12 protein-coding genes are annotated in these 14821 nt (G+C 74.9%); 4 read left to right on the top strand and 8 right to left on the bottom strand.

The window, feature by feature from the left end:
• The first annotated feature begins 84 nt into the window (after positions 1–84).
• On the top strand, positions 85–2382 hold the full coding sequence (locus tag ACFCLZ_RS32085; RefSeq protein WP_380281387.1) for a glycosyl hydrolase family 18 protein: 2298 nt from the start codon (positions 85–87) through the stop codon (positions 2380–2382).
• A gap of 75 nt (positions 2383–2457) precedes the next feature.
• Here ACFCLZ_RS32085 and ACFCLZ_RS32080 read toward each other — a convergent pair whose 3' ends face one another.
• Positions 2458–3705, bottom strand: a complete 1248-nt coding sequence (locus ACFCLZ_RS32080) for a geranylgeranyl reductase family protein (RefSeq protein WP_380281386.1) — start codon at positions 3703–3705, stop codon at positions 2458–2460.
• A gap of 211 nt (positions 3706–3916) precedes the next feature.
• Here ACFCLZ_RS32080 and ACFCLZ_RS32075 point away from each other — a divergent pair, with 211 nt between their 5' ends.
• Positions 3917–5281, top strand: a complete 1365-nt coding sequence (locus ACFCLZ_RS32075) for a dipeptidase (protein WP_380281385.1) — start codon at positions 3917–3919, stop codon at positions 5279–5281.
• A 101-nt stretch (positions 5282–5382) separates the two neighbouring features.
• Here the strand turns inward: ACFCLZ_RS32075 and ACFCLZ_RS32070 are convergent, their stop codons facing one another.
• The 7 genes from ACFCLZ_RS32070 to ACFCLZ_RS32040 form a co-directional block, all read right to left on the bottom strand.
• The gene (locus ACFCLZ_RS32070) at positions 5383–6237 is read right to left on the bottom strand and encodes a DUF4184 family protein (RefSeq protein WP_380281384.1); all 855 of its coding nucleotides are present in this window, start codon (positions 6235–6237) and stop codon (positions 5383–5385) included.
• A 93-nt stretch (positions 6238–6330) separates the two neighbouring features.
• Positions 6331–7398 (bottom strand): NUDIX domain-containing protein, encoded by a 1068-nt coding sequence (locus ACFCLZ_RS32065; RefSeq protein ID WP_380281383.1) that lies wholly within the window; start codon positions 7396–7398, stop codon positions 6331–6333.
• 358 nt (positions 7399–7756) lie between these two features.
• Positions 7757–8692: a C40 family peptidase gene (locus tag ACFCLZ_RS32060; protein WP_380281382.1), complete on the bottom strand. Its 936-nt coding sequence runs from the start codon at positions 8690–8692 to the stop codon at positions 7757–7759.
• A gap of 216 nt (positions 8693–8908) precedes the next feature.
• Positions 8909–10333 carry an acyl-CoA synthetase gene (locus tag ACFCLZ_RS32055; RefSeq protein WP_380281381.1) on the bottom strand — a complete coding sequence of 475 codons (1425 nt, stop codon included), beginning with the start codon at positions 10331–10333 and terminating at the stop codon, positions 8909–8911.
• A 181-nt stretch (positions 10334–10514) separates the two neighbouring features.
• Positions 10515–11477 carry an electron transfer flavoprotein subunit alpha/FixB family protein gene (locus ACFCLZ_RS32050; RefSeq protein ID WP_380281380.1) on the bottom strand — a complete coding sequence of 321 codons (963 nt, stop codon included), beginning with the start codon at positions 11475–11477 and terminating at the stop codon, positions 10515–10517.
• A gap of 45 nt (positions 11478–11522) precedes the next feature.
• Positions 11523–12308: an electron transfer flavoprotein subunit beta/FixA family protein gene (locus tag ACFCLZ_RS32045; protein WP_380284351.1), complete on the bottom strand. Its 786-nt coding sequence runs from the start codon at positions 12306–12308 to the stop codon at positions 11523–11525.
• Positions 12309–12698: 390 nt separating this feature from the next.
• Entirely contained in the window at positions 12699–13112 is a 414-nt protein-coding gene (locus ACFCLZ_RS32040) for a TlpA family protein disulfide reductase (RefSeq protein WP_380281379.1), read from the bottom strand.
• Positions 13113–13371: 259 nt separating this feature from the next.
• On the opposite strand from ACFCLZ_RS32040, the gene ACFCLZ_RS32035 reads away from it, so the two are divergent.
• On the top strand, positions 13372–13797 hold the full coding sequence (locus ACFCLZ_RS32035; RefSeq protein ID WP_380281378.1) for a DUF4395 domain-containing protein: 426 nt from the start codon (positions 13372–13374) through the stop codon (positions 13795–13797).
• Between the two features lie 234 nt (positions 13798–14031).
• On the top strand, positions 14032–14802 hold the full coding sequence (locus ACFCLZ_RS32030; RefSeq protein WP_380281377.1) for a lysophospholipid acyltransferase family protein: 771 nt from the start codon (positions 14032–14034) through the stop codon (positions 14800–14802).
• The last annotated feature ends 19 nt before the right edge of the window (positions 14803–14821 follow it).

Here is a 14821-nt window from a genome sequence, read left to right as displayed (position 1 = left end):
CCCCGCATCACCCCGCACACCCCTGCACCACCCCCGTACGGTTCGGCGTCACCCTGTCCAACCCCCACAGTCGCAGGGAGAACCATGTCCGTTCGATCCCGCATGCGCCGAGGACGCCACAGGCTGCTCGCGCTGCTCTCCGTCCTGCTCCTCCCGGTGGCCGCGATCACCGCAGGGGCCACCCCGGCCAACGCGGCCGGCAAGCTCACCGCCGCCTTCACCAGTGAGAACAGCGGTTCCTGGTGGAAGGGCACCTACGTCGTCAAGAACGACAACGCCGCCGCCGTCAACGGCTGGACCCTGGAGTTCGACCTCCCGGCCGGCGTGACCATCCAGAACAGCTACAACGGCACCGCGACGGTCAACGGCCGCCACGTCACCGCCGTCGCCGCGTTCTACAACGCCAACGTCCCGGCCCACAGCACCACCGAGCCCTACAGCTTCTGGTTCGTCGCCAACGGCCCGATCGGCGCGCCGACCGGCTGCCGGATCAACGGCGACAAGTGCGACGGCAGTTCGGACGTCCTGCCGTCCGCCCCGGGCACCCCGACGGTGACCGACTCGACGGCCCACAGCCTCGCGCTGAAGTGGCCCGCCGCGACCGGCGGCGACTTCCCGGTCGCCTCCTACGACGTGCTGAACGGCAGCACCGTGGTCGGCTCCAGCACCACCACCGACGCGCTGGTCACCGGCCTCACCCCGGCGACCAGCTACACCCTGGCCGTCCGCGCCAAGGACACCCGCGGCAACCTCGGCCCGGCGAGCGCGCCGGTCACCGCCTCCACCTTCGACCCGGCCACCGACCCGACGCCGCCCACCGCGCCCACCAACCTCCGCACCACGGCGGTGGGTTCGAGCGACGTGACGCTCGCCTGGAACGCCGCCACCGACAACCTGAAGGTCGCGGCGTACGACGTCTACCAGGACGGCACCCTGGTCCGCACGGTGACCGGCTCCACCCTGACCGCCACCGTCGGCAGCCTCTCCCCGTCCACCTCCTACACCTTCACCGTCAAGGCCCGGGACGGCGCCGACAACGCCTCCCCCGCCTCCACCGCGCTCAAGGTCACCACCTCCGACCTGGTCGGCGCCGGCAAGTACGCCCGGGTCGGCTACTTCACCCAGTGGGGCATCTACGGACGCCAGTACTTCGTGAAGAACCTCGACACCTCGGGCAGCGCCGCCAAGCTCGACGTCATCAACTACGCGTTCGAGAACATCGACCCGGTCAACCTCACCTGCATGGCCGGCGTCACCAGGGGCACCACGTCCAACCCGCAGGACCCCGACCAGGGCACCGGCGCGGGTGACGCCGACGCCGACTACGCCCGCCCGATGAGCGCCGCCCAGTCGATCGACGGCGTGGCCGACGACGGCTGGGGCAAGCTGCGCGGCAACTTCAACCAGCTGAAGAAGCTCAAGGCCAAGTACCCGAACCTGAAGATCGTCGCCTCCATCGGCGGCTGGACCTACTCCAAGTACTTCTCCGACGCGGCGGCCACCGACGCGTCCCGGCAGAAGTTCGTCAAGTCCTGCATCGACGTCTGGATCAAGGGCAACCTGCCGGTCTACAACGGCGCGGGCGGCGACGGCGTCGCGGCCGGGATCTTCGACGGCATCGACATCGACTGGGAGTGGCCCGGCTCGCCCGACGGCCACGCCGGCAACCACTACAGCGCCAACGACAAGGACAACCTCACCGCGCTGCTCGCCGAGTTCCGCAAGCAGCTCGACGCGCTCGGCGGCTCGCACAAGCTGCTGACCGCCTTCACCCCGGCCGACCCGGTCAAGGTCAACCAGGGCTGGGACCTCTCGAAGATCTTCAACTACCTGGACATCGCCAACATCCAGGGCTACGACTTCCACGGCGCCGGCAGCGACAACTCGTGGGAGCCGAACCGCACCGGCCACCAGGGCAACCTCTACCAGGACGCCCAGGACCCGTACACCACGCACTTCAGCGTCGAGGGGGCCGTCAAGCCCTACCTGGACGCCGGGGTCAACCCGCGCAAGCTCACCATCGGCCTGGCCTTCTACGGCCGCGGCTGGCAGGGCGTCGCGGACGGCGGCGTCAAGGGCGAGTGGCAGAGCGCGACCGGCGCCGCCCCCGGCCAGTTCGCCGAGGAGGCCGGCACCCGCGGGTACAACAACCTGATCACCACCTTCCCCAGCCTCTCCGTCTACCACGACGAACAGTCGGTGGCGACCTACGGCTACACCGGAGCGGGCGGACAGTGGTGGACCTTCGACGACGCCTGGTCGATCGGCAAGAAGACGGCCTGGCTGAAATCGAAGGGCCTGCTCGGCGCGATGATCTGGGACATGACCGGTGACACCCCGGGCGGCACCCTGATCAACGCCCTCGACGGCGGCCTCAAGTAGCCCCGGCGATCCGCGCACGCCGGGTCGGGCGGGTACCACCCGCCCGACCCGGCGTCACGTCGTCCCCCCGCCGGTTCAGCGCGAGGCGAGCGCGGCGAGGCGGCGGGCCGAGCGGTACTGCCGCAGCACCTGGGCGAAGGTGGTGTGCCCCTGGGTGGTCCGGGCGAACGCCCGCCACGCCGGGTCGACCAGGCAGACCGCCGCGTGGAACAGGTACGGCCGGCGCTCGAAGGCGTTCAGCATCTGCTTGCCGGCCCGCATCTCCACCCCCAGGCCCGCCTTGATCGCGAACGCGTAGTTCAGCGCCTCGCGCCGGACCTCGGCCGCCGTGCCCGCCTCGGCCACCTTGACCGCCCACTCCCCGGCCAGCCGGCCCGAGCGCAGCGCGTACGAGATGCCCTCGCGGGTCCACGGCTCCAGCAGGCCGGCCGCGTCGCCGGCCACCAGGACCCGGCCGCGCGACAGCGGCGAGTCCTCGGCCCGGCAGCGCGTCAGGTGCCCGGACTCCACGCTCGGCGGGAAGCCCGACAGGCCCAGCCGCCGGATGTAGTCGGCCAGGTACTGCTTGGTCCGCTCGCCGTCGCCGCGCGCCGAGATCACCCCGACGGTCAGGCTGCTGGACTCGGTCTTCGGGAACACCCAGCCGTAACTGCCGGGCAGCGGGCCCCAGTCGAGGTGGATCCGGCCCGCCCAGTCGGCGGCGACGTCCGCCGGGACGGGGATCTCCGCCTCCAGGCCGAGGTCGATCTGGTCGAAGGAGACGCCGACGTGCCGGCCGATCCGGCTCGCGCTGCCGTCCGCGCCGACCACCGCGCGCGCCTCGAATCCGCGCCCGTCGGAGGCGGTGACCAGCGCCGTCCGGTGCTCGCCGCCGCGCTGCTCGACCCCGGTGACGGTCACTCCGGTGACCAGCACCGCCCCGGCCTGCTTGGCCGCCTGGACCAGGCGCAGGTCGAACTCGTCCCGGTTGACCAGGCCGAACAGCATCCGCCGGGAGCGCCTGGTCCGGGTGAACCGGCCGCGGTACGCGAAGGTGACGGCGTGCACCCGGTCCTGGAGCGGCAGGCTGAAGTCCGGCGGCAGACTGTCCCGGGAGGGGCCGATGATGCCGCCCCCGCAGGTCTTGTACCGGGGGTGCTCGGCCTTGTCGAGCAGCAGCACGCGCCGGCCCTGCACGGCCGCGGCGTGCGCGGCAGAGGCGCCGGCCGGGCCGGCGCCGACCACGACGACGTCCCAGACGCCGTCCAGCGGGTCCGGCCGGTCCGGCCCGTCGGCCTCGGCGTCGAGCGGGCTACGAGAATCGGGGCTTCCGGAGTCAGTCACGGGCAGCAATCCTATGCGGCCACCCCCGCCGCCGTCGGCCGCACCGCCCCGAACGCGCGACCGAATTCCCGGTCGGCCGGGTCCGGCCAGGCGCCCGCCGACGCTCCCCGACGGCCCCCGACCGGCTCCGCCTATGATCGGCACTACCCACCGTCAGCGCCGTTCGCCCGCACCACCCCCTCGGACGGACCAGCCCTCCCCGGAGCACCCGATGCCGCAGCAGCCCCTGGCCGACGCCGTCCGGTCCCTCATGGACCGCGCCCGCACCGACCTCGCCGACCTGGTCGCCTTCCCCTCGGTCGCCGACCCGCGCCAGTTCCCGGTCGAGGAGTGCGAGAAGGCCGCCCGCTGGGTCGCCGACGCCTTCGCCGCCGAGGGCCTGACGAACATCCGGCTGCTGGACACCCCCGACGGCACCCAGTCCGTCTACGGCGAACTCCCCGGCCCGGCCGGCGCCCCGACCGTGCTGCTCTACTCGCACTACGACGTCCAGCCGCCGCTCGACGAGAACGCCTGGCTCAGCCCCGCCTTCGAGCTCACCGAGCGCGACGGCCGCTGGTACGGACGCGGCGCCGCCGACTGCAAGGGCAACATCCTCATGCACCTGACGGCCCTTCGGGCGCTGCGCCAGGTGGACGGCGGCTACCCGGTCGGGCTGAAGGTCATCGTCGAGGGCTCGGAGGAGCAGGGCACCGGCGGCCTGGAGCGCTACGCCGAGGCCCACCCCGAACTGCTCGCCGCCGACGCCATCGTGATCGGCGACACCGGCAACTTCGCCCCCGGCCTGCCCACCGTCACCGCCTCGCTGCGCGGCATGACCGTGGTCGACGTCTCGGTCCGCACGCTGGCGGGCAACCTGCACTCGGGCGCCTTCGGCGGCGCCGCCCCGGACGCCCTGCAGGCCCTGGTCAAGGTCCTCGCCTCGCTGCACGACGAGAACGGCGACGTCGCCGTGGCCGGCCTGGCCGCCGGCCAGAGCTGGAGCGGCGTGCAGTACCCCGACGAGCAGTTCCGCGCCGACGCCAAGGTGCTGGACGGCGTCGCGCTCACCGGCACCGGCACCGTCGCCGACCGGCTCTGGGCCCGCCCCTCGGTCACCGTGCTGGGCATCGACGCCCCGCCGGTGATCGGCGCCACCTCCTCCGTGCAGGCCTCCGCCAAGGCCTCGGTCAGCCTGCGGGTGCCGCCGGGCATGGACACCGCGGCCGCCCAGGAGGCGCTGGTCGCCCACCTGGAGGGCCGGGTGCCGTTCGGCGCCCGGGTCACCGTGGAGCGGCAGGGCAACGGCGCCGCGTTCCGCGCCGACACCTCCGGCCCGGCCTACGAGGCGATGGGCGCGGCGATGGCCGAGGCCTTCGGCACCGCGATGGTGGCCTCCGGCGAGGGCGGCTCGATCCCGCTCTGCAACACGCTGCGCACCCTCTACCCGCAGGCCGAGATCATCCTGATCGGCGTCGAGGAACCGACCACCCAGATCCACGCCGTCAACGAGAGCGTCGACCCGCTGGAGCTGGAGCGGATGGCCCTCACCGAGGCGCTCTTCCTGCGCCGCTACGCCGAGCTGCGCACCGTCTGACGGTCCGGCACACGGTCCGGCACGGGGAGCCGTGCCACCACCCGCCCGCACCTCGGGCTCCCGGGCCGCGCCGTCCACCCGTGACGGCGCGGCCCCTGCCGTCACACGCCGCCTCCGTGCCCCCACGCGCCCGCGCGAACCGGCGCCCACGAGCCCGTGGGCCGCGGCGAACCACTCCCCGCGCGCCCCCGCACCCCCGCCACGGCCGCCCGGCCCAGCGCCCAGCCGACCGCACCGGCCGCGAGGCCGGCCCCCGCCCCGAAGCACAGCTCCGCGAGCGGTCCGCGCCGCAGCGGCACGAGCCGGTGCACCACCCCCGCCGCGGTGGCCGCCCCCAGCACCGCCGCACCCGCCCGCCGGGCCCGGTCCGACAGCTCGACGCCCGGGCGGACCGGCTCCACCGCCCGGGCCGCCCGCACCGCGTACCCCGCCACCGCGGCCAGCCCGGGCGCCGAGGTGCCGTACTGCAGCACCTCGTACAGCGGCGGGCCGCCCGCCACCGGCCGCTCCAGCGCCGGCAGCAGCCGGGACCCGAACCGTCCGGCGTGGGTGAAGCCGTCCCAGCCGACGTGGCTCGCCGCACCGACGGCCGCCGAGAGCGCGAACCACCCGAGGTCGGCACCCGACGGCCGCCCCCGCCCGGCCCGGCGGGCCGTCAGCGCCTCGGCCGCGCCCGCCCACCGGCCCGGGAGCAGCGCGACCAGCGGCCCGCGCACCAGCCCGTGCCAGCCCGCCACCAGCCCGGCCGCGAGCACCACGTCCACCGTCGGCACCGCCCACCAGCGGTGCGTCGTGCCGCCGTGCCGGTACACCCCGGGCAGCAGCGACTCGGCGAAGAACGGCAGGTCGGGCGCCAGCGACCCGGCGACCAGCGCCGACGCGACCAGCGGACCGCGCTCCCCCGCCGCGCGCAGCAGGGGCAGTACGGCGGCGGGGTGACTCAGTGTGAACGGCATGCCGTCATCCTGCCGCCCCGCGGCGGGCGCCGTCGCCCGGGGCCGGGCCGGCCGCGGGGCGCGCGCGGCCCGTACGCGGCGCGCGGCCCGCGCTCACGCCGCGTCGGCGGCCGACGCCAGCCCCACCCCGGCCCGGCGCCCGGCCTCCAGGTAGCGCAGCTCCCCGCTGCGGCGGGCGTCCAGCGCGGCGGCCAGCCGCCGGTACCGGCCCGGGGGCAGCAGCCCGGCGGCCTCCTCCAGGCCGACGAACCGCCAGCCGCGCAGCTCCTCCTGCTGAAGCAGCAGCCCCTGCCGGGCGGTGGCGTCCAGCAGCCCGCCGTCGTAGACCAGGCGCAGCCCGCCGCAGTGCGGTCCGGTGCGCGGCTCCCAGTCGACGGCGAGCAGCCGCAGCGCGGCGGGGTCGAGGCGCAGGCCGAGTTCCTCGGCGGTCTCCCTGAGCGCGGCGTCGGTGGGCGCCTCGCCGCGCTCGACGACGCCGCCGGGGAACTCCCAGTCCGGCTTGTAGACCGGATCGACGAGCAGCACCCGGTCCTGCTCGTCGAAGAACAGGACGGCGGCGGCCACGGTGTCCCCGGTCGGGTCGGGCGACTGCACGATCGGACAGCGGGCCGAGCCGTCGTCCACCAGCTGCGCGAGCCGGGCCGCGGTCTCGCGCGGGGTGAGGCCGGAGGTGTCGACGAGCCGGGCGTCGCGGCGCAGCCAGCGGCGGGCGGCGCGGTAGCGCGGCAGGTGCTCCAGGCACCACTGGCGGATCCGCTCGCTGCGCTCCGGGTCGTCCGGGACCTCCTCGCGCTGGGCTATCCGCTGGCGCAGGATCGTTTCTTCAGGGTCCAGGACGAGGTGGTGCACGGCGATGCCGTTCGAGGCCAGCGACCCGAAGATCTCGTCCCGGTAGTCCTCCCGCAGCAGCGTCATCGGGACCACCAGCGGCCCTGGCACCTCGCCGAGCAGCGCCGCCGCCGTCTCGGGGACGAGCCGGCGCCAGGCCGGCAGGTCCTGGAAGTCCGACACCGCCGCCATCCGGTCGGCCGGCAGCATCGTGCGCAGTCCGAAGCCCACCAGCTCGGGATCGAACAGCATGCTGCCGGGCAGCAGTTCCACCAACGCGCGGCAGGCGCTCGTCTTGCCCGCCCCGAACGTCCCATTGACCCAGACGATCACTCACGCCCCCTGTTCTCGACCTCCCCCGGCGCCGATCGCACCGGGCGGCGCCCCCGTCAGTCGAACCAGCGCCACCCGAGGTGGTACCCGCGCCGCGCCGGTCCCCATACCTCTACGTCCACGCCGCTCATGGCGGTTCCCCGTTCCGTTTGTCAGGGGCATGTGACCAGGTCAGAGTGCCTGCGACGATTCCCGTACGACCCCAGCCGCGCCGGAGCGCACACCCCTGGGCACCGGAGTCCGGCCCTTTCGCGCGCGCCCCCGCCGCACCCCCCGCGCCCCATCGAGCGCAGGGCCCCCGCTCCGCCGGTGCGCGGGCCGCCGTGGCCAGGCACCGGCGGGGCGGCGCGGACAGGCCTCAGGGCCGGCCCATGTGGGTCGGGTAGTAGCCGCTGCTGATCCGCGAGACCCGGATCGAGGTACCGGGCCGGGCGGCCTCCACGTACTGGTTGTCGCCCAGGTAGATCGCCACGTGGTGGATGCCCCGCGCGCTGCGGTCGTCCGACCAGAACAGCAGGTCGCCGCGGCGCAACTGCCCGGCCGTCACCGGCGTGGTGGCCGCGTACTGGTCGTTGGCGACCCGCGGCAGGGAGATGCCGCCGCGCCGGAAGGACTGCTGGACGAGACCCGAGCAGTCGTAGCCGTCCGGCCCGTTGCCGGCCGTCCGGAACGGCTTGCCCAGCTGCGCGAGCGCGTACTGCACCGCCGCCTCGACGTCACCGTCCGCCGCCGCAGCCGCGGCCGGGGAGGCCGTGTCGGACGAGGAGGCCGGGTCCGACGACGAGGAGGCGGACGCCGAGCCCGTGGCCGACCCGCCGGTACGGTCCAGGTAGACGTCGTAGTGCGAGGTCCAGCGCCACTGGCCCTGACTGTTGCGGAACCAGTACCGCGACCCGTCCCACCCCTGGGTGATCCCCCCGGAGGAGCCGGCGGCCTTCGCCGTGGACGTCCCCGAGGCGGTGCCCGCCGCCGGGGCCGATCCACCGCTGCGCGCCAGGTAGACGTCGTAGTGCGCCGTCCAGCGCCAGCGGCCCTGGCTGTCCTTGAACCAGTACCGCGAGCCGTCCCACCCGGCGTGGGCCGGCGCCGGCTCGGCCGCCGCGGTCCCCACGCCGGTGCCGAGGCCGATCACGCCGGCGCCGGCCGCGATCACGGCCGCCATGCCTATCCCCCGGCGGATCCGCGCCGCACGGGAGGGGCGGGCACCCGCCGCCGGCCGGGGGGAGGAGGCGGCGGTGTGCTGCCCGGTCGCGTCGTCGGCGGCATCCGGTGCGCCGGTGTTGACGGTCGTCATGCTGCTGTCTTCCTTCGCTGATCGCGCCTGGCGCGACGATCGCGCCGAACGCTGGGAGCTGAACGCTGGACGCGGTGCGCGGGACCTCGTCGGCCCCGGCCGCGCCGATTGTCACGTTAGGCATGCGTCCGCTCACGGCGCGCAGTGGAGTGCGCCAAAGGAAGGCTCACGGAAGGTGAGCGGCCGTCATCCGACCCGGCGCCGGATGACCGCCCGTCACTCGGCTGCCGACTGCGCCAGCAGTTGCTTCTTCAGCACCTTGCCCATGGCGTTCCTGGGCAGTTCGGGCACCAGCACCACCCGGCGGGGCCGCTTGTGCACCGAGAGCCGCTCCGCCACAAAGGCCGTCAGCTGGTCACCCGTCACGGAACCGTCCGCAACGACGTACGCCACGATCGCCTGCCCGAGGTCCTCATCCGGCACGCCGACCACCGCGGCGTCGGCCACCGCCGGGTGGTCGCGCAGCGCCGCCTCCACCTCGCCGGCGCCGATCCGGTACCCGCCGCTCTTGATCAGGTCCACGGAGGCGCGCCCGACGATCCGGTGGAAGCCGTCCGGCCCGATCACCGCGACGTCCCCGGTGCGGAACCAGCCGTCGGCGGTCCAGGCCTCGGCGTCGGCGTCCGGCCGGTTGAGGTAGCCGCGGAACAGGGTGGGACCGGCCACCTGGAGCTCGCCGACGCTCTCGCCGTCGTGCGGGACGGGCCCGCCGTCCTCGCCGACCAGCCGGGTGCGCACTCCGGCCACCGGCAGGCCGACGCTGCCCGGGCGGCGCTCGCCGTCGGCCCGGGTGGAGACGGTGATCAGCGACTCCGTCATGCCGTAGCGCTCGATCGGAGCGTGGCCGGTCAGCGCGGCGAGCCGTTCGAACACCGGGACCGGCAGCGGGGCGCTGCCGGAGACCAGCAGCCGGGCGGAGGCGAGCCGGGCGGCCGCCTCCGGGTCGCCCGCCAGGCGGGACCAGACGGTCGGCACGCCGAAGTAGAGGCTGCCGCCCGCCGCCGCGTACCCGGCGGGGGTCGGGCGCCCGGTGTGCACCAGCCGGCTGCCGGTGCGCAGCGCGCCGAGCACGCCGAGCACCAGCCCGTGCACGTGGAACAGCGGCAGGCCGTGCACCAGGGTGTCCTCGGCGGTCCACTGCCAGGCGTCGGCGAGCGCGTCGAGGTCGGCGGCGACGGCGGCGCGGCCGATCATCGCCCCCTTGGGCGCGCCGGTGGTGCCGGAGGTGTAGAGCACGAAGGCGGTGGCCGCCGGGTCCGGCTCGGCGTACGTGGTGGCGGACCGCTCGCGCAGGTCCACCGGGAGGCCGGCGATCCCCGCGTCGTCCGGCGGGGTGTCGGCGGCGGCGTGGGCGAGCAGGGCGGCGCCGGAGTCGCGCAGGATGTGCGCCCGCTCCTTGGGCCCCGAGTCGGGCGGCAGCGGCACCACCGGCACCCCGGCGAGCAGCCCGCCGACGACGGCGGCCACGGTCTCGGCGGTGGGCCGGGCGAGCACCGCGAGGGCGGGGGCGCCGGCCACCCGGTCGGCGACGGCGGTGGCCGCGCCGAGCAGCTGCTCGCGGGAGAGCCCGGGGCCGTCGGAGATCCGCAGCGCGTCGGCCGCGTCGCCGGATCCGCCCTGGAGTGCCGTCAAGAGTGTCATGCGTCCGCCCTCGCCCCTGTCCACGATGTCCTCGATGGTCCGCTGCGCGCGACGGTCCCCGACCCGCGCCGCCGACCGACTCTACGGGCCGCCGCCCACCGGCCGGGCGTCCGGGCGAAGGACAACGGGGGCGCGCCCGGGAAATCCCGGGCGCGCCCCCGCGCCGATGCGTTGCGCCGGATCAGGCCTTGCGGGCCTTGACCTCGGCGGTGAGCTGCGGCAGCACCGCGAACAGGTCGCCGACGACGCCGTAGTCGACCAGCTCGAAGATCGGGGCCTCGGGGTCCTTGTTGACGGCCACGATGGTCTTCGAGGTCTGCATGCCGGCCCGGTGCTGGATCGCACCCGAGATACCCGCCGCGATGTAGAGCTGCGGGGAGACCTGCTTGCCGGTCTGGCCGACCTGGCTGCTGTGCGGGTACCAGCCGGCGTCGACGGCGGCGCGCGAGGCGCCGACGGCCGCGCCCAGGGCGTCGGCCAGCTCCTCGACGACACCGAAGCCCTCGGCGGCACCGACACCGCGGCCGCCGGAGACCACGATCGCGGCCTCGGTCAGCTCCGGACGCCCGGTGGAGACCCGCGGGGTGCGCGAGACGACCCTGGCCGCGTTGCCGGTGAACGCCACGGTCACGCTCTCCACCGCACCGGCCGCCGGGGCGGCCTCCGGGGCGACGGCGTTCGGCTTGACGGTGATGACCGCCGCGCCGTGCGACACCGTGGACTTCACCTGGAAGGAGGCGGCGAACACCGACTGGGTGGCGACCGGACCGCCGTCACCGGCCTCCAGGTCGATGGCGTCGGTGATGATGCCGGACCCGATCCGCAGGGCGACCCGGGCGGCGACCTCCTTGCCCTCGCCGGAGGAGGTGACCAGCACCGCGGCCGGCCGCACCGCCCCGGCGATCTGCGCCAGGGCGTCCACCTTCGGGACGACCAGCAGGTCGGCGAACTCGGCGCCGTCGGCGACGTACACCTTCACGGCGCCGTACTCGGCGGCCTTGGCGGCCAGCTCGGCCGCCTTGTCACCGGCGCCGAGGACGACGGCGGAGGGCTCGCCGATGCGGCGGGCCAGGGTCAGCAGCTCCAGGGCCGGCTTGCGGACCGCGCCGTCGGCGTGGTCCACGAGAACCAGGATCTCAGCCATGATTCATTGCTCCTGATCGATCGTTGGATGCGCGAACGGGGGGGACTAGATGAACTTCTGGTCGGCGAGGAAGCCGGCGAGCGCCCTGCCGCCCTCGCCCTCGTCCTTGACGACCGTGCCCGCGGTACGCGCCGGACGCGCCGCCACCGACTCCACCGCCGTCCACGCACCCGCCAGGCCCACCCCGCCGGCCTCGATACCCAGATCGTCCAGGTCCAACGACTGCACCGGCTTCTTCTTCGCCGCCATGATCCCCTTGAACGACGGGTACCGCGCCTCACCCGACTGGTCCGTCACCGACACCACCGCCGGCAGCGCCGCCTCCACCAGCTCCGTCGCCGCGTCACCGTCACGACGGCCCTTCACCACACCGCCCTCGACCGACACCTCCGACAGCAGCGTCACCTGCGCCACCCCCAGCCGCTCCGCCAGCAGCGCCGGCAGCACGCCCATCGAACCGTCCGTCGACGCCATACCACCGACCACCAGGTCGAACCCGGTCCTCTCCAGCGCCTTCGCCAGCACCGCCGACGTCCCGACCGCATCCGACCCGTGGATGCCGTCGTCGTTCACGTGCACGGCCTTGTCCGCACCCATCGACAGCGCCTTGCGCAACGCGTCCTTCGCGTCGTCCGGCCCCACCGTCAGCACCGTCACCTCGGAACCCTCATGGGCCTCCGCGATCCGCAGCGCCTGCTCCACGCCGTACTCGTCCAGCTCCGACAGAAGGCCGTCCACGCCCTCCCGGTCGGTGGTGTGATCGTCCGAGAAACGACGGTCACCCGTCGCATCCGGCACGTACTTCACACAGACAACGATCCTCAAGCTCACGGCCTGTCTCCTGTACTGGTCTCGTCCGGCGGCTGCGGCTGTGCAAACGGGCGCGAACACGGCTCGCGCCCGCTCCCCGGCAGCGCGTTCCCGTGCCGGTCCGGAACTTCCTGGCAGCATACCCGCCAGTAGCCCGACGGTCACTACTCACCAGTAGCTTACGCCGCGCGGTCCCGGCCGGGCGCCCCGCGGGCCCCCTCGGCAGCCCCGGGGAGACCTCCGGTCCGGTACGGACCGCGGGACGGCCGCGCCGCCGTCGGAGCCATCCTGCCCCAGCCCGCCCCCGGCTCCACCCGACGGGGCTGCCCTTCCGTCACCCGATTCACCTCGGGAGCACCCCGCACGCCCCCGCCCGCACCCCGGCGCCGACCGCCCCGGCCGCCCAGGGGCTCAGAGCGCCGCGCCCAGCGCCGCGATCACATCCGCCTTCCGCGGCTGCCCGGCCGCCCGCCGCACCACCCGGCCCCCGGCGTCCAGCACCAGCACGGTCGGCGTCCGCACCACGTCCAGCCGCCGCACCATCTCCAACCGCTCCTCGGCGTCCAGCTCGACGTGCGCCACGCCGTCCACCATCCCCGCCACCTCGGCCAGCACCCGCCGGGTGGCCCGGCACGGCTGGCAGAACGCGGTGGAGAACTGCACCAGCGTCGCCCGCGCCCCGAGCGGCTCCCCCAGCTCCGCCGCCGACAGCCGCACCGCCCCGTCCCTCGCCCGCACCCGCAGCCTCCCGTCACGCTTCGCCCGCAGCAGCCCGAACGCGCTCGCGGCCACGAGCGCGACAACGCACACCACCAACCCGGTCATCCCCCCAGTCTGCCCCGCCCCGGCGCGCCGCCGGCAGGGGGCCCGGCGGTCCCGCCCCGACCCCCTCGACCGGTGCGCCCGGGCCCGCGTACGATCACCACGTGGACTCCGACCGCCCCGCACAGCCGCTGCTGACCACCCGCCGGGTGGTCGACCTGTGCCGGGCCACGGCCTCGCGCTGTCGCTGACGCGCCCCCAGGCCGCCCCGGGCGCCCGCGCCGCCGCGCGCCCCCTCACCCCTCCCCGCCCCGGAGTCCCCGTGCAGATCGATCCCCGGGGGCCGCGCTTCGCCGCCGCCCTCACCACCGTCGTCCTGGCAGCCGTCCTCCTCACCGGCAGCGGCGTCCTGCTCGCCGCCCAGACCCTCGTCTTCGCCCTCGGCGCCCTCGGCGGACTGCGCCGCTCCCCCTACGGCTGGCTCTACCGCACCCTGGTCCGCCCCCGGCTGGCCCCGCCCGCCGAGACGGAGGACGAACGCCCGCCCCGGTTCGCCCAGGGCGTCGGCCTGGTCTTCGCCGCCGTCGGCACGACCGGCCTGCTCACCGGAATCGGCTGGCTCGGCCTGCTCGCCACCGGGTTCGCCCTGGCCGCCGCCTTCCTCAACGCCGCCTTCGGCTACTGCCTCGGCTGCGAGCTCTACCCGCTGGTCCACCGCGCCCGCAGCAGGGCCGGCCTGGCCGCCTGAAACCGACCGGACGGCCGGGCGGGAAAAGTTCCCGCCCGGCCTCATCGCGCACATCACACCGCCCGAGCCACCCCGGCCGGACGGCTCAGGTGACAGCGGGCACCCGTTCGGGGGATCATCGTCGTGTATCGCCCGTGGCCGCCGCGGTGTGCCGTGCCCCCGGTCGGCCCCCACCTACGGCACGCGGGTCCCCGCCGTACCGGGCCGCCAGGCCCGTCGAAGTCAGGACTGACCGTGGCAGACCTCGTGTACCCGCCGGTGATCGGCGCCGCGCTGACCGTCTTCCGCGCACTCGACGTGCGCATCAGGATCGTCGGCGCCGAACACATCCCCGCCGAGGGCGGGGCGGTGCTGGTGAGCAACCACATCAGCTACCTCGACTTCCTCTTCGCCGGCCTCGGCGCCTACCGCGGCGGCAAGCGCAAGACCCGCTTCATGGCCAAGGACGACGTCTTCAAGCACGCCGTCTCCGGCCCGCTGATGCGCGGCATGAAGCACATCCCGGTCGACCGCACCGACGGCCAGCCCGCCTACGAGGCCGCCGTCCGCGCCCTGCGGGCCGGCGAGGTGGTCGGCGTCTTCCCCGAAGCCACCATCAGCCGCTCCTTCATGCTGAAGAAGTTCAAGACCGGCGCCGCCCGGATGGCCGCCGACTCCGGCGCCCCGCTGCTCCCGGTGGTCCTCTGGGGCACCCAGCAGCTCTGGACCAAGGGCCGCCCGAAGACCCTCACCAAGCGGCACGTCCCGGTCACCATCATGATCGGCGAACCGATCGTGCTGACGCCCGAGGACAAGCCCGTCATGGTCACCCGCCGACTGCGCGCCGCGATGTCCGAGATGCTCGACCGCGCCCAGCGCGAGTACCCCGGCAAGCCCTCCGGCCCCGACGACACCTGGTGGCTGCCGGCCCAGCTCGGCGGGACGGCCCCCACCCTGGAGGTCGCCGAGGCCGAGGACGAGGCGGAGGCCGTCGCCAAGGCCGAAAGCCGCGCCGCCCGGGGCTGACCGGGGCCGACCCCGGCCC

The organism is Kitasatospora purpeofusca (assembly GCF_042691725.1).
GTDB classification, from domain to species: Bacteria; Actinomycetota; Actinomycetes; order Streptomycetales; family Streptomycetaceae; genus Kitasatospora; species Kitasatospora purpeofusca_B.
This window is presented reverse-complemented; position numbering and strand designations above follow the sequence as displayed.